General features: G+C 72.1%; 17 protein-coding genes. 8 read left to right on the forward strand and 9 right to left on the reverse strand.

Translation table 11 applies throughout. The features are described from left to right. Window positions 1–43: 43 nt before the first annotated feature. Window positions 44–1,867, reverse strand: coding sequence for an outer membrane protein assembly factor BamB family protein (locus ACZ4WH_RS07700; RefSeq protein WP_468177660.1), 1,824 nt, complete (start codon window positions 1,865–1,867; stop codon window positions 44–46). Between the two features lie 239 nt (window positions 1,868–2,106). Further along, complete coding sequence (locus ACZ4WH_RS07705) at window positions 2,107–3,915, reverse strand: ABC-F family ATP-binding cassette domain-containing protein (protein WP_468177662.1); 1,809 nt, start codon at window positions 3,913–3,915, stop codon at window positions 2,107–2,109. Between the two features lie 181 nt (window positions 3,916–4,096). Between ACZ4WH_RS07705 and ACZ4WH_RS07710 the strand changes: the two genes are divergently transcribed. After that, window positions 4,097–4,690, forward strand: a complete 594-nt coding sequence (locus ACZ4WH_RS07710; RefSeq protein ID WP_468177871.1) for a Uma2 family endonuclease — start codon at window positions 4,097–4,099, stop codon at window positions 4,688–4,690. 6 nt (window positions 4,691–4,696) lie between these two features. Here the strand turns inward: ACZ4WH_RS07710 and ACZ4WH_RS07715 are convergent, their stop codons facing one another. From ACZ4WH_RS07715 to rsmI, 6 genes are all read right to left on the reverse strand, one after another. Further along, complete coding sequence (locus ACZ4WH_RS07715) at window positions 4,697–5,590, reverse strand: 4-(cytidine 5'-diphospho)-2-C-methyl-D-erythritol kinase (RefSeq protein WP_468177664.1); 894 nt, start codon at window positions 5,588–5,590, stop codon at window positions 4,697–4,699. Beyond that, window positions 5,587–6,492, reverse strand: a complete 906-nt coding sequence (gene rsmA / locus ACZ4WH_RS07720; protein ID WP_468177666.1) for a 16S rRNA (adenine(1518)-N(6)/adenine(1519)-N(6))-dimethyltransferase RsmA — start codon at window positions 6,490–6,492, stop codon at window positions 5,587–5,589. The genes ACZ4WH_RS07715 and rsmA overlap by 4 nt, the downstream gene beginning before the upstream one ends. 165 nt (window positions 6,493–6,657) lie before the next feature. Further along, a complete protein-coding gene (locus ACZ4WH_RS07725; protein WP_468177668.1) occupies window positions 6,658–8,049 on the reverse strand; it encodes a ubiquitin-like domain-containing protein in 1,392 nt (463 codons plus the stop codon). Window positions 8,050–8,201: 152 nt separating this feature from the next. Further along, window positions 8,202–9,101, reverse strand: coding sequence for a TatD family hydrolase (locus ACZ4WH_RS07730; RefSeq protein ID WP_468177670.1), 900 nt, complete (start codon window positions 9,099–9,101; stop codon window positions 8,202–8,204). A 47-nt stretch (window positions 9,102–9,148) separates the two neighbouring features. Next, window positions 9,149–9,571, reverse strand: a complete 423-nt coding sequence (locus ACZ4WH_RS07735) for a hypothetical protein (protein WP_468177672.1) — start codon at window positions 9,569–9,571, stop codon at window positions 9,149–9,151. 238 nt (window positions 9,572–9,809) lie between these two features. Further along, the gene (gene rsmI, locus ACZ4WH_RS07740) at window positions 9,810–10,658 is read right to left on the reverse strand and encodes a 16S rRNA (cytidine(1402)-2'-O)-methyltransferase (RefSeq protein WP_468177674.1); all 849 of its coding nucleotides are present in this window, start codon (window positions 10,656–10,658) and stop codon (window positions 9,810–9,812) included. A 136-nt stretch (window positions 10,659–10,794) separates the two neighbouring features. Between rsmI and ACZ4WH_RS07745 the strand changes: the two genes are divergently transcribed. From ACZ4WH_RS07745 to ACZ4WH_RS07755, 3 genes are all read left to right on the forward strand, one after another. Next, a complete protein-coding gene (locus ACZ4WH_RS07745) occupies window positions 10,795–12,552 on the forward strand; it encodes a dolichyl-phosphate-mannose--protein mannosyltransferase (RefSeq protein ID WP_468177676.1) in 1,758 nt (585 codons plus the stop codon). A gap of 107 nt (window positions 12,553–12,659) precedes the next feature. Further along, window positions 12,660–14,294 carry a penicillin-binding transpeptidase domain-containing protein gene (locus ACZ4WH_RS07750; RefSeq protein ID WP_468177678.1) on the forward strand — a complete coding sequence of 545 codons (1,635 nt, stop codon included), beginning with the start codon at window positions 12,660–12,662 and terminating at the stop codon, window positions 14,292–14,294. Window positions 14,295–14,390: 96 nt separating this feature from the next. Continuing rightward, window positions 14,391–16,052 (forward strand): penicillin-binding transpeptidase domain-containing protein, encoded by a 1,662-nt coding sequence (locus ACZ4WH_RS07755; protein ID WP_468177680.1) that lies wholly within the window; start codon window positions 14,391–14,393, stop codon window positions 16,050–16,052. 30 nt (window positions 16,053–16,082) lie between these two features. Here ACZ4WH_RS07755 and ACZ4WH_RS07760 read toward each other — a convergent pair whose 3' ends face one another. Continuing rightward, a complete protein-coding gene (locus ACZ4WH_RS07760) occupies window positions 16,083–16,421 on the reverse strand; it encodes an SsgA family sporulation/cell division regulator (protein ID WP_468177682.1) in 339 nt (112 codons plus the stop codon). 149 nt (window positions 16,422–16,570) lie between these two features. Between ACZ4WH_RS07760 and ACZ4WH_RS07765 the strand changes: the two genes are divergently transcribed. From ACZ4WH_RS07765 to ACZ4WH_RS07780, 4 genes are read left to right on the forward strand one after another with little or no spacing between them, the layout of a single operon-like run. After that, window positions 16,571–17,614: an energy-coupling factor ABC transporter permease gene (locus ACZ4WH_RS07765; RefSeq protein ID WP_468177684.1), complete on the forward strand. Its 1,044-nt coding sequence runs from the start codon at window positions 16,571–16,573 to the stop codon at window positions 17,612–17,614. After that, entirely contained in the window at window positions 17,614–18,375 is a 762-nt protein-coding gene (gene cbiQ, locus ACZ4WH_RS07770) for a cobalt ECF transporter T component CbiQ (RefSeq protein ID WP_468177686.1), read from the forward strand. The genes ACZ4WH_RS07765 and cbiQ overlap by 1 nt, the downstream gene beginning before the upstream one ends. Then, the gene (locus ACZ4WH_RS07775) at window positions 18,363–19,121 is read left to right on the forward strand and encodes an energy-coupling factor ABC transporter ATP-binding protein (RefSeq protein ID WP_468177688.1); all 759 of its coding nucleotides are present in this window, start codon (window positions 18,363–18,365) and stop codon (window positions 19,119–19,121) included. Before cbiQ ends, ACZ4WH_RS07775 begins: the two co-directional genes overlap by 13 nt. Further along, window positions 19,118–19,582 carry a MarR family winged helix-turn-helix transcriptional regulator gene (locus tag ACZ4WH_RS07780; protein ID WP_468177690.1) on the forward strand — a complete coding sequence of 155 codons (465 nt, stop codon included), beginning with the start codon at window positions 19,118–19,120 and terminating at the stop codon, window positions 19,580–19,582. The genes ACZ4WH_RS07775 and ACZ4WH_RS07780 overlap by 4 nt, the downstream gene beginning before the upstream one ends. Window positions 19,583–19,628: the final 46 nt, after the last annotated feature.

Raw genomic sequence — 19,628 nt, forward strand, 5'->3', positions numbered from 1 at the left:
GGCTGCGGCCGGCCCGGGGGCCGGCCGGGGCGGTGCGCCGGGCTCAGTTGCCGAAGGCCATCATGAGCTTCTCCTTCGAGTCGTCGTCGCCGGACAGCCGGCCCGAGGAGATGAAGAACCGCCCGCCGGTCCAGTCGACGACCCCGTCGTAGAAGGTGTCCTCGACCTCGGCGGCGCCCTGCGGGTTCTGGAGGAGCCTGGTCGTCTTGTGGGAGGAGCCGGCGACCGGCACCGACACCACCTGGCCGCCCGCGTCGTACGACGGCTGCACATACGCGATGAGCTTGCCGCCCTCGACCTTCACCGGCGCCATCGGCTGGTCCACCGGGGACTTGACCCGCCACTTCGCCTTGCCGTCGGAGAGGCTGATCGCGACGATCTCGTTGGCGCTGATGGTGGAGTCGGTGGGCAGATAGAGCATGTCGGCGTCGACCGCGACGCCCTGGCAGCCCTGCAACTCGCGTTCGAGGACGGCCCAGCCGCAGCGGGGGGCGAACTTCTCGTTCACCTTCACCTCCGAGCGGAACTTGCCGTCCTTGGTGAACGTGGAGATGTTCCAGGTCTTCTTGTCCCGGTTGGTCAGGTAGACCACGAGCGGGTCGACCGAGTACGTCCGGGTGACCTCCCAGCCCTTCTTGACCGTCTGGGTCCAGCGCACCTTGCCGGTGGCCGGGTCGAGTTCCTGGATCTCCTCGTGCTCCTTGGCGGTGCCGGCGCCGCAGGAGGCCACCTGGACCAGCCGGCCGGTGCCACCGGCGAAGGCGGCCGGGAAGCAGGCCGCGCCGTACTTCTTCTTGTCGTACAGCTTCTTGCCGCTGTCGATGTCGTACGCCGTGCCCGACTGCGAACGGCCCACCATCAACGTCTTGCCGCTCACCGTCAGTTCGACGGTGAGCGCGCTGTCGAACAGGCCGCCGTCGGCGACCTCGGTGCTCCAGCCCTTCTCGCCGGTGCGCAGGTCGAGCTGCTGGAGCTGGTTGCACTTGGCGCGGTCGCCGCCGCCGTTCATGTACGCCACGACGACCTTGTCGTCGGCCGACTTCTGCGGGGTGACCGCGCAGATCTTCTGCGGGAGGGCGAGCGGCCCCCAGGCGGTGCCGCCGTCGCCGGTGCGGAAGGCGAAGACCTGCTTGTACGCCGCCTTCACCGCCGTGTCGCCGGTGATCCACATGCCGGGCGCGTCGGCGCCGGAGGCCGGGGCGTCCGGCGCCGGCTTGTACCAGAGCACCTTCGCCTCGCCGGGCTGACGGCCCTTGTTGAGGTTCTCCGGGTCCTCACCGCCGCCGGACGTCGTCGGCGGGGCGGTGGCGGAGTTCTTGGGGTCGTCGCTCTGCTGGGCGACCGGCTTCTTCCTGCCGCCGTCGCTGTCGCCGCCGGTGACCGCGAACACCGTGCCGCCGATGACGAGCAGCGCGGCCACCGCGGCGCCGATGATCAGCGCCGTCTTCTTCCGGGAGGCCGGCTTGCCGTCGAAGGACCCGCCGGGCGCGGCGCCGGGCATGCCCGGGTACGGCGGCTGCTGCGGGTGGCCGTAGCCGGGCTGCGGGGCGCCGTACGGACCGGGCTGCTGCGGGTAGCCGTAGGGACCGGGGGCGGAGCCGTACGGGCCCGGCTGCGGTGGCTGCTGCGGATAGCCGTAACCCGGCGGGGGCTGCGGGGGCTGCTGCGGAGGCCCGGCGGGCGGCTGGGGCGCACCGAAACCGCCCTGGGCCGGCGGGTTCTGGGGAGCGGCACCGAAACCGCCCTGGGCCGGTGGCGTCTGCGGGGCCGGGCCGAAACCGCCCGCCTGCGGAGGCTGGGCCCCCGACGGCTGGTCCTGCGGCGGTCCGAATCCGCCCTGCGGCGGCTGGTTGGGCGGCTGAGTCATCAGCGCTCTTCCCCCTCGTTCACTGATTTTTAGCCACGCCCTGAGGTTCGTGACGGACTCAAGGTCGTTCGTTCTCAGACAGTTCTCAGACGGCTCTTTCTATCACCCGGTACAGACAGAACACGGGGCCGTGCCCTCCCCTGTTCCCAAGGGACGACCGGCCCGTGATGCCGCCGTTACGCGCCTTCACTCCCCCTTCACGCGGCGCACGCGCCCCCTCCGTGAGCGGGCGTGAGCGATCAGGCGTCCTCCGCCAGTTCCAGCCAGCGCAGCTCCAGTTCCTCGCGCTCCCCGGCGAGATCCCGCAACTGGGCGTCGAGTTCGGCGACCTTCCCGAAGTCGGTGGCGTTGTCGGCGATCTGGGCGTGCAGCTTGGACTCCTTCTCGGAGATCCTGTCCAACTGGCGCTCGATCTTCTGGAGTTCCTTCTTCGCGGCACGCTGGTCGGCCGCGCTCCGCTCCTGCGTGACCGGCTTGGGCGCCGCGGCGGCGACCTGCGCGGCCACCGCCTCCTCCATCCGCTGCCGCCGCTCCAGGTACTCGTCGATGCCGCGCGGCAGCATCCGCAGCGTGCCGTCGCCGAGAAGGGCGAAGACCCGGTCCGTCGTCCGCTCCACGAAGAACCGGTCGTGGGAGATGACGATCATCGAGCCGGGCCAGCCGTCGAGGACGTCCTCCAGCTGGGTGAGGGTCTCGATGTCGAGGTCGTTGGTGGGCTCGTCCAGGAAGAGGACGTTGGGCTCGTCCATGAGGAGCCGCAGCAGCTGGAGCCGCCGCCGCTCACCACCGGAGAGATCCCCGACCGGCGTCCACTGCTTCTCCTTGGTGAAGCCGAACGTCTCGCACAGCTGCCCGGCCGTCATCTCGCGCCCCTTGCCGAGGTCGACGCGCTCCCGGACCCGCTGCACGGCCTCCAGCACCCGCCAGGTCGGGTCGAGTTCGGCGACCTCCTGGGAGAGATAGGCGAGCTTGACGGTCCGGCCGACGGCGATCCGGCCGCCCGCCGGCTGCTCCTCGCCCCCGCTGCGGGCAGCGGCCGCCATGGCGCGCAGCAGCGAGGTCTTCCCGGCGCCGTTGACCCCGACCAGACCGATCCGGTCGCCCGGGCCGAGCTGCCAGGTGACGTGCTTGAGCAGCACCTTCGGCCCGGCCTGCACGGTGACGTCCTCCAGGTCGAAGACGGTCCTGCCGAGCCGGGAGGAGGCGAACTTCATCAGCTCGCTGCTGTCCCGGGGCGGCGGCACGTCCGCGATCAGCTCGTTGGCGGCCTCCACGCGGAAGCGCGGCTTGGAGGTACGCGCGGGGGCGCCCCGCCGCAGCCACGCCAGCTCCTTCCTGATGAGGTTCTGCCGCTTGGCCTCCTCGGTCGCGGCGATCCGCTCGCGCTCGGCACGGGCGAAGACGTAGTCGGAGTAGCCGCCCTCGTACTCGTACACGTCACCGCGCTGCACGTCCCACATGCGCGTGCACACCTGGTCCAGGAACCACCGGTCGTGCGTCACGCACACCAGCGCCGAGCGCCGGTTCCGCAGGTGCTCCGCGAGCCAGGCGATGCCCTCGACGTCCAGGTGGTTGGTGGGCTCGTCCAGGACGAGCAGGTCCTGCTCCTCGATGAGCAGCTTGGCGAGCGCGATCCGGCGCCGCTCGCCACCGGACAGCGGGCCGATGACGGTGTCCAGCCCCTTCGGGAAGCCCGGCAGGTCCAGCCCGCCGAACAGCCCGGTCAGTACGTCCCTGACCTTGGCGTTCCCGGCCCACTCGTGGTCGGCCATGTCGCCGATGACCTCGTGACGCACGGTGGCCTCGGGGTCGAGGGAGTCGTGCTGCGTGAGCACGCCGATCCGCAGCCCGCCGGAGTGCGTCACCCGTCCGGTGTCCGCCTCCTCCAGCTTGGCGAGCATGCGGATGAGGGTGGTCTTGCCGTCGCCGTTGCGTCCGACGACCCCGATCCGGTCCCCTTCCGACACGCCGAGCGAGACGCCGTCCAGCAGGGCACGGGTGCCGTACACCTTGCTGACGTTCTCGACATTGACCAGGTTGACGGCCATTTCACTCCTGTGCGCGCGGCTGTTTCGACGTGCGGCTCCGCCGCGGGGGTCAGCCTTCTAGCGTAGGGCCTCGGGGTGGGGGGCGGAGCGCGAGGGGCTTGTCACTCTTTGTGATGACGTGATCGGGAACGGGCCGCTACCGTGGAGGGCAGGCAGCAGGATCCCGTCCATGGGAGGAACCATGACCGCCGAGTCCGTAAAGCACCGAGTCCAGTGGCCGGTGCCACCGCAGGACGGCTACACCGTGGACGACCTGCTCACGCTGCCGGATCTCCCGCCGCACACCGAGCTGATCGACGGGAGCCTGGTTTTCGTGAGTCCGCAGCGCCACTTCCACTACGCCGCGATCCATCTGCTGGCGAACGGACTGCGCAGCACCGTGCCGTCCGGCTTGAAGGTCGCGTGTGAGATGACGGTGGTACTGGACCGGCGTAACGGTCCGGGGCCGGACATCTCCGTGGTCCGCAAAGAAGCCTTCACCGGTCAGCGTCAGACCCGTTTCGAGGTGGCCGATGTGCTGTTGGCCGTCGAGGTTGTGTCGCCGGACTCCGAGGCCCGCGACCGTGAGTACAAGCCGCACAAGTACGCCGTAGCAGGCATCCCCCACTTCTGGCTGGTCGAGATGGCGGGCCAGGACGACCACCCTGTGGTCCAGGTGTACGAACGCGGCGACGCCACCGGCACCTATGCGCTGACCGGCATCTACCACGACCACGTCAAGGTCGGCGTGCCCTTCGACATCGACATCGACCTGACCGCCATCGACCAGTACTGACCCCCCTCAGAGAACCGTCGCCCCCGCCACCGGCCCCGCCGCCACCCGCACCGCCCTGCACGTCCCCGACGCCCTCAGCGCCTCGGCCACCTTCTCCGCCGACTCGGCATCCCGCGCGAGGAACGCCGTCGTAGGGCCGGAACCGGAGACCAGCGCGGCGAGCGCACCCGCCCCGCGCCCCGCTTCCAGCGTGTCCGCCAGCTCGGGGAACAGGGACAGCGCCGCGGGCTGAAGATCGTTCGAGACCGCCGCCGCCAGCCCCTCCACGTCCCCCTTCGCCAGCGCCTCCAGCAGCTCCGCCGACGCCACCGGCTCCGGGATCTCCCGCCCCTCGGCCAGCCGGTCGAACTCGCGGAACACCGCCGGTGTCGACAGGCCCCGCTCGGCCATCGCGAACACCCAGTGGAAGGTGCCGCCGACCTCCAGGACGGTCAGCCGCTCGCCCCGCCCGACCCCGAGCGCCGCCCCGCCGACCAGGCTGAACGGCACGTCACTGCCCAGTTCGGCGCAGATGGCGAGGAGTTCCGCCCGCGACGCACCCGTACCCCACAGCCTGTCGCAGGCGAGCAGCGCGCCCGCGCCGTCCGCGCTGCCGCCCGCCATGCCGCCGGCAACCGGGATGTCCTTGGCGATGTGGAGGTGGACGTGCGGGTCGATGCCCCGGCGCGCGGCGAGGGCGAGGGCCGCGCGCGCGGCGAGGTTGGTGCGGTCCAGGGGGACCTGGCCGGCGTCCGGGCCCTCGCAGGTGACGCGCAGCTCGTCGGCCGGCGTGACGGTGACCTCGTCGTACAGCCCGACGGCGAGGAAGACGTTGGCCAGGTCGTGGAACCCGTCGGGGCGGGCGGCGCCCACCGCGAGCTGGACGTTGACCTTGGCGGGGACCCGGACCGTGACGCTCACTCGCCGCTCTCCTCGTTCGGGGGTGCGGGGGTCGCCCCCAGCGGTGACGCGGCCTCCGCGATCCGCGCGAACTCCTCGACGGTCAGCGACTCGCCGCGCGCCTGCGGCGAGACCCCGGCCGCGACCAGGGCCGCCTCGGCCGCCGCCGCGGACCCGGCCCAGCCGGCGAGCGCCGCCCGCAGGGTCTTGCGACGCTGGGCGAAGGCCGCGTCGATCACCGCGAAGACCTCGTTCTTGGTGGCGGTGGTCTTGATCGGCTCGGTCCGCCGGACGAGCGAGACGAGGCCGCTGTCGACGTTGGGCGCGGGCCAGAAGACGTTGCGGCCGATGGCCCCGGCCCGCTTCACGTCGGCGTACCAGTTGGCCTTCACGGACGGTACGCCGTAGACCTTGTTGCCGGGCGCGGCGGCGAGCCGGTCGGCGACCTCGGACTGCACCATGACCAGCGTCCGCTCGATGCTGGGGAAGGTGTCGAGCATGTGCAGCAGCACGGGGACGGCGACGTTGTACGGCAGGTTCGCCACCAGGGCCGTCGGCGCGGGGCCGGGCAGCTCGGTGACGTGCATCGCGTCGGAGTGGACCAGCGCGAAGCGGTCGGCGCGGTCCGGCATGCGCGCGGCGATGGTGGCCGGGAGGGCGGCGGCGAGGACGTCGTCGATCTCCACGGCGGTGACGCGGTCGGCGGTCTCCAGCAGCGCGAGGGTGAGCGAGCCGAGCCCCGGGCCGACCTCGACGACCACGTCCTCGGGGCGGACCTCGGCGGTACGGACGATACGGCGGACCGTGTTGGCGTCGATCACGAAGTTCTGGCCGCGCTGTTTGGTGGGGCGGACACCGAGCGCTGCCGCGAGTTCGCGGATGTCGGCGGGGCCGAGGAGGGAGTCGGGGGTGGGGCTGCTCACGGGACAAGGGTACGGGGCCGTACTGGCCCGGGTTGCCAGGTGCCCCGCGCCGCGGCCGGCCGGGCGGGGTTCCCGCCGGCGCCCCGAAGGGGCGCGGGGAACTGCGCGATCAGCCAGGACGCGCCCGCACCCGAAGACTCAGCCCCGCTGCCCCGCCCCCACCGGCTACCCCCGCAACCTGGCCCCGCAATGCGGCCAGGGACTCGCCCCCCGCCGGATGTACAGCTTCTTCGCCCGGTACGTCTGTTCCTCCGCCGAGGCGTCCTGGGGGCGGCCCTTGCCGCCGAGGCTGTGCCAGGTGCGGGCGTCGAACTGGTACAGCCCGCCGTACGTCCCCGAGGGGTCGACCGCGTGGGGCCGGCCGCCGGACTCGCAGACGGCGAGCGCTTGCCAGTTCAGACGGTCGGCGTCCCGTACGGAGGGCGGCCGGGGCTTGGTGCCCACCTTGATCACCTGTGCGCGCGGGGTGCGTACGACCTCCGACGTCTCGGGGCGCGGCTTCTGCCGTACCCCGTTGACGGTGCGCACGTAGTAGGTGGTCCTGCGCAGCCCGGGCTGCCCGGGCCGCGCGATGACCTCGGTGCCCTGGAAGAGCGTGGGGTCGGCGGTCCGCTCGACCGCGAACGGGATCTGCTCCTCGTGGATCTCCCGGGTGCTGCTCACCCGCAGCACGGTCACCGTCTGCCCGTCGCGCGGGAAGCTGTCCGGCGGCACGGACGTGGTGTCCTGGCCGCGCAGCGTGATCCCGGCCTCCTCGACCGCTTCTCGGACGGTGGCCGCGTTGGTGCGGATGGTGCGGGTCCGGCCGTCCGCCAGGACGGTGACCGCGCGTTCGGTGCGCACGTCGAGCGCGAGCCCGGCGCGTCCGATGCGCTGGGAGCGCGAGGTCGACAGATAGGCGCCCTCGGCGCGCACCCCCAGCTCGTCCAGCGCGCCCTCCACCGTGCGCGCCGTCGTCCACACCTCGCGCCGCCGGCCGTCCAGCGTGAGCCGCACGGGGCGCCCGTACCGCACCGCGACCGCGTCGCCGCTGGCGAGCGCCGTGCCGGGGGCGGGCGCGATCATGTCGTGCGTCCCCACGCGCACGCCCTCCTCGACGAGCAGTTCGCTCACGTCGTCGGCGAACGTGTGCAGGCTGCGCTGCCTGCCGTCGACGCTCAGCTCGACCGCCTTGTCGTTGGCGACGAAGGCGGTGGTGCCGCCGGCCAGGAAGGCCACGACCAGCGCCTGCGGCAGCAGGCGGCGCACGGCGGAGTCCGGGCGCTCGCCGTAGCGGGCCCTGCGCCGGCGCACGGCCCGCCCGTCGGCCTCCTCGGACGCCTCGGCCTCGAGAACCAGCGTCTCCTGAGCCGGCGTCTCTTGACCCTGCGTTCCGGGAGCGGGCGCGCTCGTCGTCTGCCGGGGCAGCGGCGGTGCCGACTCGGTGACGAAGTACGCCTCGGCCTCGTAGGCGGGCCGGTAGGTGTCCTCACGGATGCCGTACGGCAGCGTCTCCGCGGTGTGGACGGAGGCGTCATGGCCGTAGGGGTCGTACGTCTCGTACTGCGACGTGCTCACGCCGACACGCTCCAGGGGCCTGAGGGGTCCGGATCGGGCCCCCAGAACCTAGCGGAGCGTTGGTCACTCTCCAAAGCGACTCGACTACGGACTGTCGCGTCTCGAACGGGCGGTCGGCGCCCGCACGGATGGTCAGCAGTCCGAACGGGCCGTCAGTAGCCGAAGGCACGGGCCGTGTTCGCGGCGAGAGCCGTCGCCAGCGCGTCCTCGTCGATCCCGCGCACGGCGGCCATCGCGCGGACCGTGACCGGAACGAGATAGGGGGCGTTGGGCCGTCCGCGGTACGGCGCCGGGGTGAGGAACGGCGCGTCGGTCTCCACGAGGACCAGCTCCAGCGGGGCGACGGCGAGGGCGTCCCGCAGGTTCTGGGCGTTCTTGAAGGTGACGTTGCCGGCGAAGGACATGAAGTAGCCCTCGCGGGCGCAGATCTCGGCCATCCCGGCGTCGCCGGAGTAGCAGTGGAAGACGGTGCGCTCGGGGGCGCCCTCCTCCTTCAGGACCCGCAGGACGTCGGCGTGGGCGTCGCGGTCGTGGATGACGAGCGCCTTGCCGTGCCGCTTGGCGATCTCGATGTGGGCGCGGAAGGACCGCTCCTGGGCGGCCTTGCCCTCGGGGCCGGTGCGGAAGTGGTCCAGGCCCGTCTCGCCGACGCCCTTCACCTGCGGCAGCCCGGCCAGCCGGTCGATCTCGGCGAGGGCCTCGTCCAGCGCCGCGTCGCCGCCGGGCTCCCGGGCGCCCTGCCTCGACCACCCGTCCGGGTCGCCGTGGACGATGCGCGGCGCCTCGTTGGGGTGGAGGGCGACGGTGGCGTGGACGTTCTCGTACGCCGCCGCGGTCTCGGCGGCCCACCGCGAGCCCTTGAGGTCGCAGCCGACCTGGACGACCGTCGTGACGCCCACCGACGCGGCCTTCGCCAGGCCCTCCTCGACCGTGCCGGACTGCATGTCGAGGTGGGTGTGGGAGTCGGCGACGGGCACCGCCAAGGGCTGGGGCAGCGGCGGTGCCGCGTTCTTGTCGGCGTCCTTGGGGCTGTGACCGGCGTTCGAAGGCATGCTCCGATCCTACGGAAGGGGCATGCCCCCGGCGGCCGGCGATCCGCTCAGCTGGCCTTGCGCTGGAACGGGTGCAGGAGATCGGACAGGTGCCAGTGGTGCGGCGCCCTGGCCGGTACGGCCTGTGCGGCCTGCGCGGGCACCTGCGGTGTCTCGACCGGGCCCGCCTGCGGCACGCGGTGGTGCTGCCGCTCGGCCGGGCCGCGCACCGCGGAGACCTGGCCCGCGCGCATGATCCGCACGACATGGCCGTCGCAGTTCTGGCAGTACGGCCGGCTCAGCGGCGACGGCACGACCCGGCCGTCGGCCACGTACAGCACGAACTCCTCCCCCTGGGCGTTCATGTGGTGCTCTATCTCGTACGACTGCTCCCAGCCGTGCCCGCAGCGCATGCAGGCGAACGAGTACGACTCGTGAACGACGGCTGTGGCTGTGGCACGGAGGCCGGTCCGCCCTGCTATGTCACTCATGCCAGCTCCCTGTCGGACGGGTGCGTCCCTCTGGACGGGTGCGTCCCTTCGACCAGTGGACGCCTCCACCGGCGCGAATGCAGCCGGCCTGTCGAGTGTTGGAGGCGATTTGGACATCGCTTGCCAAACGGTCGCGAATGAGGCGGCTGTGCTTTGCCATCGACGCCAGCCTTTTGCCCCCTCATGGGGCGCACGGAGGCGCCCGGAGGGGGCGCGAGGAGCTGCGCGACAACCCGCCTCACCCAGCGGAGCGCTTCGCCGCCACCACCGCGTCGAACACGACCCTCTTCGGCAGTCCCGCCTCCGCCGCCACCGCCGCGATGGCCTCCTTGCGGCGCTCGCCGGCCTCCTCCCGGACCCGGACCCGGCGCACCAGCTCCTCGGCGTCGAGTTCCTCGGGCCCGGTCTCGGGCGCGCCCTCGACCACGACGGTGATCTCGCCGCGCACGCCCTCCGCGGCCCACCGCGCCAGCTCGGCCAGCGGACCGCGCCGGACCTCCTCGTACGTCTTGGTCAGCTCCCGGCAGACGGCGGCCCGCCGGTCCGCGCCGAAGACCTCGGCCATGGCGGCGAGGGTGTCGTCGAGCCGGTGCGGGGCCTCGAAGTAGACGAGGGTGCGCCGCTCACCGGCGACCTCGCGCAGCCGGGACAGCCGTTCGCCGGCCTTGCGGGGCAGGAAGCCCTCGAAGCAGAAGCGGTCGACGGGCAGCCCGGACAGGGCGAGCGCGGTGAGCACGGCGGACGGGCCCGGCACGGCGGTCACCCGGATGTCCTGCTCCACGGCGGCGGCGACCAGCCGGTAGCCGGGGTCGGACACGGAGGGCATGCCGGCGTCGGTCACCAGCAGCACGCGCGCGCCGCCGAGCAGCTCCTGGACCAGTTCCGGGGTCCGGGCGGACTCGTTGCCCTCGAAGTACGACACCACGCGGCCCTTGGGGGTGACGCCCAGCGCCTGGGTGAGCCGGCGCAGCCGCCGGGTGTCCTCGGCGGCGACCACGTCGGCGCCGGCCAGCTCCTCGGCGAGCCGGGGCGGCGCGTCCGCGATGTCGCCGATGGGGGTACCTGCCAGGACAAGGGTTCCAGTCACACCCCCATCCTCCCAGGAGATCCGGGGCCTCCTCCCCGGAGAACCGGGCACCCGTGAGCGGGACGAAACCGACCGTGTCCCGACCGGTACCGCACATGCACGGGACTCCCACAGGACGTTTCCCTACGATGGCGCGGTGACCAGTACCGCGTCCTCCATGGACCTCCGGCAGGACCAGGCACCGCACGACCGCCGGCCGTCGTGGCAGCGGCGGCTGCGCCGATTCGGGTACGCGCCGGCCACGGACGCGCCCGCGGGCGACGTACGCGACCGGCTGGTGCCGCCGTACGCCGAGCCGAGCCCCCGGCTGTGGCGGGCGCTCGGCGTGCCGCCGGTGCTCGCCGAGCGGCTCACGCGCTGGTCGGGCTGGGGCGGGCCGCTGCTGGTGACGCTGATGGCGGGCGTCATGCGGTTCTGGAACCTGGGCAGCCCCCGCGCGGTGATATTCGACGAGACGTACTACGCGAAGGACGCGTGGGCACTCGTCCACCGCGGCTTCGAGGTCAGCTGGGACCGGTACGGCAAGAACGCCAACGACATGGTCCTCCAGCAGAACGGGCATCTGACGATCCCGACGGACCCCGCGTACGTGGTGCACCCGCCGGTCGGCAAGTACGTCATCGGCCTGGGCGAGCTGGTCTTCGGGTTCGACCCGTTCGGCTGGCGGTTCATGACGGCGCTGCTGGGCACGCTCTCCGTCCTGCTGCTGTGCCGGATCGGCCGCCGGATGTTCCGCTCGACGTTCCTGGGCTGTCTGGCGGGCGCGCTGATGGCGGTGGACGGCCTGCACTTCGTGATGAGCCGGACCTCGCTGCTCGACGGCGTGCTGATGTTCTTCGTGGTGGCCGCGTTCGGCTGTCTGGTCGTCGACCGGGACCGGGCCAGGGAGAGACTGGCCGCCGCGCTGCCGGCCGGGCCGGACGGGCGGGTACGGCCGGACGAGCGGGTCGCCGACGCCTTCCGCTTCGGGTGGCGGCCGTGGCGCTGGGGGGCCGGGGTGATGCTGGGCCTGGCCGTGGGCACGAAGTGGAACGGGCTGTACGTCCTGGCCGCGTTCTGCGTGATGACGGTCCTGTGGGACGTCGGCACCCGCAAGGTGGCGGGCGCCCGTCACCCGTACCTCGCCGTCCTCAAGTACGACACCGGTGCCGCCTTCGTGGCGACGATCCCGGTGGCGCTGGTGGTCTACCTGGCCTCCTGGACCGGGTGGATCCTCTCCCCGGCCGACGGCACGGGCGGCTACTACCGCAACTGGGCGGCCACCGACGGCAAGGGCGGCACCTGGTCCTTCCTGCCGGACTGGCTGCGCAGCCTGTGGCACTACGAGCACGAGGTGTACAACTTCCACGTCCACCTCGACCAGCCGCACACGTACCAGTCCAACCCGTGGAGCTGGATCGTGCTGGGCCGCCCGGTGTCGTACTTCTACGAGTCGCCCTCCCCCGGCGCCGACGGCTGCCCGGTGGACGCGGGCCAGAAGTGCGCCCGGGAGGTCCTGGCGCTCGGCACGCCGCTGCTGTGGTGGGCGGCCTGCTTCGCGATCCTCTACGTGCTGTGGCGCTGGGCGTTCCGCCGCGACTGGCGGGCCGGCGCCATCGCCTGCGGCATCGCGGCGGGGTACCTGCCCTGGTTCCACTACCAGGAGCGGACGATCTTCCTCTTCTACGCGGTCGTCTTCCTGCCGTTCCTGTGTCTGGCGGTGGCGATGATGATCGGCGCGATCGTCGGCCCCCGGGGCTCCACCGACACCCGCCGCGTGATCGGCGCGACGGCGGCGGGCGTCCTGGTCCTCCTGATCACCTGGAACTTCATCTACTTCTGGCCCCTGTACACCGGCCAGGCCATCCCGATCGACTCGTGGCGGTCGCGGATGTGGCTGGACACCTGGGTCTGAGTCACGGTTTCGGCAACTCCCGTCACAGCGGCGGCGCAACCGCTTACAGTGCTCCCGAGACCTGTTTTGAACGCGTTCAACAGGCTGAACGGGAGGGGATGCGCGCCATGCGCAACGGGGTCAAGGCGGCCGTCGTCGGCGGCGTGTGTGTCACGCTGCTCGGCGGTGCCGGGTACGGGCTCTACAACGTCGCGTCCGCGCTGAACGGCGACGACGGCCCGGGGGGCTCGGCGGCCGTGCGGACCGGTCCGCCCAGCGGCTCCGAGGTGAAGGAGACGACCGGCGCCTTCTTCACCGCCTGGGAGAAGGGCGACGCGGCGACCGCGGCATCGTACACGAACTACCCGGAGGCGGCCCAGGAGTTGCTGTCGGCCTACGGCGGCACCGCGCACATCGGCAAGGTGCGCATCACGCCCGGCCGCGCCACCGGCGACACGGTGCCGTTCACGGTGAAGGCGACGGTGTCGTACGCCGGCGTGTCCCGGCCGCTCGCGTACCGCAGCGAGCTGACCGTCGTACGCGGCGAGACCTCCCACCGCGCGCTGGTCGACTGGCAGCCCACCGTCGTCCACCCGCGCCTGCGCAAGGGGGACACCCTCACCACCGGCGATGCGGCGGCCCCCGAGATCGAGGCCGTGGACCGCGACGGCAAGGTGCTCACCCGGGTGACGTACCCGTCCCTCGGTCCGATCCTGGACGAGCTGCGCAGACGGTACGGCGACAAGACCGGCGGCCGGGCCGGGGTGGAACTCGTGATCCGTCATCAGGCGGCGGCGGACGGCAGCCAGGCCGCGGACACCCCGCTGCTCACCCTGGCCAAGGGCAAGCCCGGCAAGCTCCCCACCACGCTCAGCGCGAGCGCCCAGGCTGCGGCCGAGAAGGCCGTGCAGAAGTACCCCGACTCCTCCGTCGTGGCCGTCAAGCCGAGCACCGGCGAGATACTCGCCGTCGCCAACAACCGCAACGACGGCTTCGACGCGGCCCTCCTCGGCGAACGCGCCCCCGGCTCCACCATGAAGATCATCAGCGCGGCGACCCTCATCGACAACGGGCTGACCTCGGCCGGCGGACCGGCGCCCTGCCCGCCGTCGGCCGTCTGGCAGAGCCAGACCTTCCAGAACCTCAAGGGGCTGGCGCCCGACGAGCACGCCACCCTCGCCGACAGCTTCGCCCGCTCCTGCAACACGGCGTTCGTGAAGTTCGCGGACGAGGTGAAGGTCGACTCCCTCACCCGGGAGGCGGAGGAGCGGTTCGGGCTCGGACGGAACAACTGGCAGGTCGGCGTGCCCACGTTCGACGGCAGGGTCCCCGCCTCCGGCGGCCCGGACACCGCGGCCAACCTGATCGGCCAGGGCCAGGTCCAGATGAGCCCGCTGAACATGGCGTCCGTGACGGCCACCGCGAAGACCGGCACCTTCCGCCAGCCCCTGATCGTGCCGCTGAAGCTGGACGACCGCGAACCGGCACGCGCGCGCGGGCTGTCGTCGGGCACGGTCCAGCAGCTGCGCGCCATGATGAACCGCACCGCGCGCAGCGGCACCGCGGCCGGTGTGATGGCCGGGATGAGCGGGGACATCGGCGCGAAGACCGGCTCGGCGGAGGTCGACGGGGCAGCCAGGTCGGACAGCTGGTTCGCCGGTTACCGCGACGACGTCGCCGCAGCGGCCATGGTCCAGGACGGCGGGCACGGCATCGACGCCGCCGGACCGATTGTCGCAAGCGTGCTACGGAACGCGGGCTGACGTCACCCGGGCAGACGGGGACTTTAAGGTGATTGCCGTCGTTGGGGAATGTGAGGGCTGCGGGGACCCTGGGAAAGGTGCGGAGGAACTGAGGCTGTGGGCAAGAGAAGGCGCGTCGCCGAGCGACGGAAGACCCGACCCGCCGTGCTCGGCGGGATGATCGCCGTGGTGGTCGGCGGTGCCGGGTTCGGCGTCTACGCGCTGTACGGCGGGGCCGCGGCCGACGAGCGGTCCGCCACGGCCGGCAACAGCACCGTCAAGACGGGCCCGCTCACCGCGACCGAGATCCGCACGGCCTCCACCCGTTTCCTGACCGCCTGGCAGCAGGGCAGGACCGACCGGGCGGCGGACGCCACCGACGACCCGGCCGCCGCCGGGAAACTGCTCACCGGCTACACCAAGGACGCCCACCTGAAGGACGTCACGCTCACGCCGGGGACGGCGAAGGGCGCCGAGGTGCCGTTCTCCGTGAAGGCCACGGTGGCCTACCGGGGCCTCAGCAAGCCGCTGACGTACCGCAGTTCGCTCACCGTCGTACGCCGGGCCGGCGACGGCAAGCCGCTGGTCGACTGGCACTCCGCCGTGGTCCACCCGGAGCTGCGCGACGGCGACACGCTCGTGACCGGCGAGTCCGGCACCCCGCCGGTGAAGGCGCTGGACCGCGACGGCGGCGAGATCACGGCCGCCAGGTACCCGTCCCTCGGCACGGTGCTGGACGGGCTGCGGGAGAAGTACGGCAAGGAGGCGGGCGGCACGGCGGGCGTCGAGCTGCGCGTGGTGCGCGGCAAGGCGGCCAAGGCGGCCAAGCTCTCCGACAGGACGCTGGTGGAACTGAGCAAGGGCACTCCGGGCACCGTGCGGACGACGCTCAGCCCCAGCCTCCAGGCCGCCGCCGAGCAGCAGGTCGCGGGGCGCGCGCGTGCCTCGGTGGTCGCGCTGCGGCCCTCGACCGGTGAGATCCTCGCGGTCGCCAACAGCGGGCACGGCTTCAACACCGCCTTCCAGGGCTCCCTCGCGCCCGGCTCCACGATGAAGGTCATCACGTCGTCGCTGCTGCTCGACAAGGGCCTGGCGTCGGTGGACAAGCCGCACCCCTGCCCGAAGACGTTCACCTACGGCGGCTGGAAGTTCCACAACGACGACGACTTCGAGATCAAGGGCGGCACGTTCAAGGCGAGCTTCGCCCGGTCCTGCAACACCGCCTTCATCAGCCAGGCGAAGAAGCTGAAGAACGACGACCTGACCAAGCAGGCCCAGCAGGTCTTCGGGCTGTCCATGAACAACTGGGCGATCGGCGTGCCCACCTTCGACGGCTCGGTGCCGGTGCAGTCGGCGGCGCAGATGGCGGCCTCGCTGATCGGGCAGGGCGGGGTGCGCATGAACCCGCTGAACATGGCCTCCGTGGCGGCGACCGTGAAGTCGGGCACCTTCCACCAGCCGTACCTGGTCTCGCCGTCCGTGGACCACCGCACGCTGGCCACCGCCTCCCGCACCCTGTCGTCCAAGACGCTGTCCCAGCTGCGCGAGCTGATGCGGTACACGGCCGCGTACGGCACCGCCGCCGAGGCGATGTCGGGGCTCGGCCCGGACTACGGCGCGAAGACCGGCTCGGCGGAGGTCGACGGGCAGAAGAAGCCGAACGGCTGGTTCACCGCCTACCGGGGCGACCTCGCCGCGGCCGGCGTGGTCCAGGCGGGCGGGCACGGCGGTGACACGGCCGGCCCGATCGTGGCGAAGCTGCTGAAGCTCGGGAGCTGACCGGCTCCCCGGGGCCCGGCGTCGTACGGCTCAGCTCCGTACGGGCTCGACGGTGTACGTCCGCCGCAGGAACCGCACCAGCGTCTTCGACTCGAACTGCACCACCTCGACCCCGTCGTCGGTGTGGAACTCGACCACCGCCTGGACGCGCCCGCAGGGCCACACCCGGACGTCGCCGCTCTCGGCCGGCGTCCGCAGTCCCCGTTCGAGGAGCGCGCGGGAGAAGGTCCACTCGTGCGGTCCGGGAAGCCCGACGCGGACCGAGCGGGGATCGGCGTCGGGGTCGTACCGCAGCACGACGGGTACGGCCCCGGGGTCCTCCTCGTCCGTGACGATATGAGCGCGCGCGTACTGTTCGACTACAGACATCGGACCGCCCTCTCACGCACCGTGACCTATGCGAAAGCCGTGCATCCGCTTTCCCTCCAGAGTCGCACATTTTCCGGTACGCGCCTCGGCGGGAGACGAGACTTCGTCTCTCTTGCAAAGCGTTCGCAACAAGGGCCTAAAATCGTACGGTGCATGTACCTGACGGATTCATCGACGCCCCGACCTCCGCGGTCACCGGAGTGGTCGCCGCCGGCGCCCTCGCGGTGAGCCTGCGCGGCGCCCGACGCGAGCTCGACGAGCGGATGGCCCCGCTGGCCGGACTGGTGGCGGCGTTCATCTTCGCCGTGCAGATGCTCAACTTCCCGGTCGCCGCCGGGACCAGCGGTCACCTCCTGGGCGGAGCCCTGGCCGCGATACTCGTCGGCCCGTACACAGCCGTCCTGTGCGTATCGGTCGTGCTGCTCATGCAGGGCGTGCTGTTCGCCGACGGCGGGCTGACCGCGCTCGGCGTGAACATCACCGACATGGCGATCGTCACGACGGTCGTCTCCTACGCCGTCTTCCGCGGCCTGCTCGCCGTGCTGCCCCGCAAGCGGCGCTCGGTGACCGTGGCCTCCTTCGTCGCCGCGCTGGTGTCCGTGCCGGCCGCCGCGGTCGCCTTCACACTGATCTACGCGGTCGGCGGCACCACCGACGTCTCCATCGGCAAGGTCGCGACCGCCATGATCGGCGTCCATGTGCTGATCGGCGTCGGCGAGGCGGTCATCACCGCGCTGACGGTCGGCGCGGTCATCGCCGTACGCCCGGACCTGGTGTACGGCGCGCGCGGCCTGCGGCAGCGGCTCCAGTTGCGCGTGAACGGCGCGCTGGTGGACGCTCCCGCCCCCACCGCGCCCGTGGCGGCGCGCACCTCGCGCCGCACGCTGTGGGTGACCGGCCTCGTCACCTCCCTGGTCCTCGCCGGCTTCGTCAGCTTCTACGCCTCCGCGAACCCCGACGGCCTGGAGAAGATCGCGCACGACAAGGGGATCGACAAGAAGGCGAAGGAGCACGCCACGGCCGACTCGCCGCTCGCCGACTACGGCGTCAAGGACGTCTCCGACGCCCGGCTGTCCGGCGGCCTCGCGGGCGTGATCGGCGTCGGCGTCACGGTCGTCGCGGGCAGCACGGTGTTCTGGGCGCTGCGCAGGCGACGCGCCGACGACGTCTCTCCCGTGAACACCGGCGTCTGATGGGGGCGGGACACGCGCACCGGCTCTACCGGCACGGGCACTCGCCCGTGCACGGTCTGCCGCCGCACACCAAGCTTGCCGCCGCGTTCCTGTTCGTGGTGGTCGTCGTGTCGACCCCGCGCGAGGCGATGTGGGCGTTCGCGGTGTACGCCGGGCTGCTCGCGGCCGTCGCGTACCACGCGCGCGTGCCCGCCCGTTTCCTGCTCGGGCGACTGCTGATCGAGGTGCCGTTCGTCGCGTTCGCCGTGCTCATGCCGTTCGTGGCGGAGGGCGAGCGGGTGCACGTGCTGGGACTCTCGCTCAGCGTGAACGGGCTGTGGGGCGCCTGGAACGTCCTCGCCAAGGGCACCGTCGGCGTCGCCGCCTCCGTGCTGCTGGCCGCCACCACCGAGCTGCGCGAACTCCTGCTCGGGCTGCAACGGCTGAAGCTGCCGCCGCTGCTCGTGCAGATCGCCTCCTTCATGATCCGCTACGGCGACGTCATCACCGACGAGATGCGCCGGATGCGGATCGCCCGTGAGTCGCGCGGCTTCGAGGCGAAGGGCGTACGGCACTGGGGTGTGCTCGCCAAGTCCGCCGGCGCGCTGTTCATCCGCTCCTACGAGCGCGGGGAGCGCGTGCATCTCGCCATGGTGAGCCGGGGGTACGCCGGTTCCATGCCGGTCATCGACAAGGTGACCGCGTCCGGTGCCCAGTGGCGGCACGCCCTGGCACTCCCCTGCGCCGCCCTCGTCGTCTGTCTGCTGGGATGGTTCCTGTGACTGCTTCTCTGGAGGTCTCCGGCCTCGCCTTCGCCTACCCCGACGGACACCAGGCCCTGTTCGGCGTGGACTTCTCGATCGCGCGCGGCGAGCGGGTCGCCCTGCTCGGCCCGAACGGCGCCGGCAAGACGACCCTGGTGCTGCACCTCAACGGCATCCTGGGCGGCGGCACCGGCACGGTGACCGTGGCCGGGCTGCCGGTCGGCAGGCAGCACATGGCCGCGATCCGGCAGAAGGTCGGCATCGTCTTCCAGGACCCGGACGACCAGCTGTTCATGCCGACCGTCCGGGAGGACGTGGCGTTCGGGCCGGCCGCCGCCGGGATCAAGGGGGCCGCGCTGGAGGAGCGGGTGCACACCGCGCTGGAGCGGGTGGGGATGCGGGAGTTCGCCGACCGGCCGCCGCACCACCTGTCCTTCGGGCAGCGCCGCCGGGTCGCGGTGGCCACCGTGCTCGCCATGGAGCCGGAGATCCTGGTCCTGGACGAACCGTCCTCGAATCTGGACCCGGCCTCGCGCCGCGAACTCGCCGACATCCTGCGCTCCCTGGACGTCACGGTCCTCATGGTCACCCACGACCTGCCGTACGCCCTGGAGCTTTGCCCGCGCTCGCTGATCCTGAGCGACGGGGTGATCGCGGCGGACGGCCCGACGGCCGCGCTGCTGTCCGACGAGGAGCTGATGCGGGCGCACCGGCTGGAGCTGCCGTTCGGCTTCGACCCGAAGTCCGTGACAATGGGCGCGTGACGAACGAGGACCCGGCCGTCGACGGCTCGCTGCTGCTGGACGACCAGCTGTGCTTCGCGCTGTACGCCGCCCAGCGGGCCGTGACCGCCGCGTACCGCCCGCTGCTGGACGACCTCGGGCTCACCTACCCGCAGTATCTGGTGCTGCTGGTGCTGTGGGAACGCGGGGAGACCAGCGTCAAGGAGCTGGGGCGGGCCCTGCGGCTGGACTACGGCACCGTCTCGCCGTTGCTGAAGCGGCTGGAGGGGGCGGGTCTGGTGCGCAGGGAGCGGGCGACGGACGACGAGCGCTCGGTGCTGGTCGCGTGCACCGGGCGCGGCGAGGAACTCAGGGAGCGCGCGGCGCGCGTGCCCGGCGCGCTGCTCACGACCACGGGGCTGGGCGCGCGGGAGATCGCGCGGTTGCGCGAGGAGTTGTGGAGGCTCACCGAGCGCGCCGACGCGGCGGCGGACCGGTACTGATCCGGTACTCAACGCGCGTTTCCGGTACTCAACGCGCGTTACCCGC

The sequence above is a fragment of the Streptomyces sp. NPDC029138 genome, from assembly GCF_055564375.1.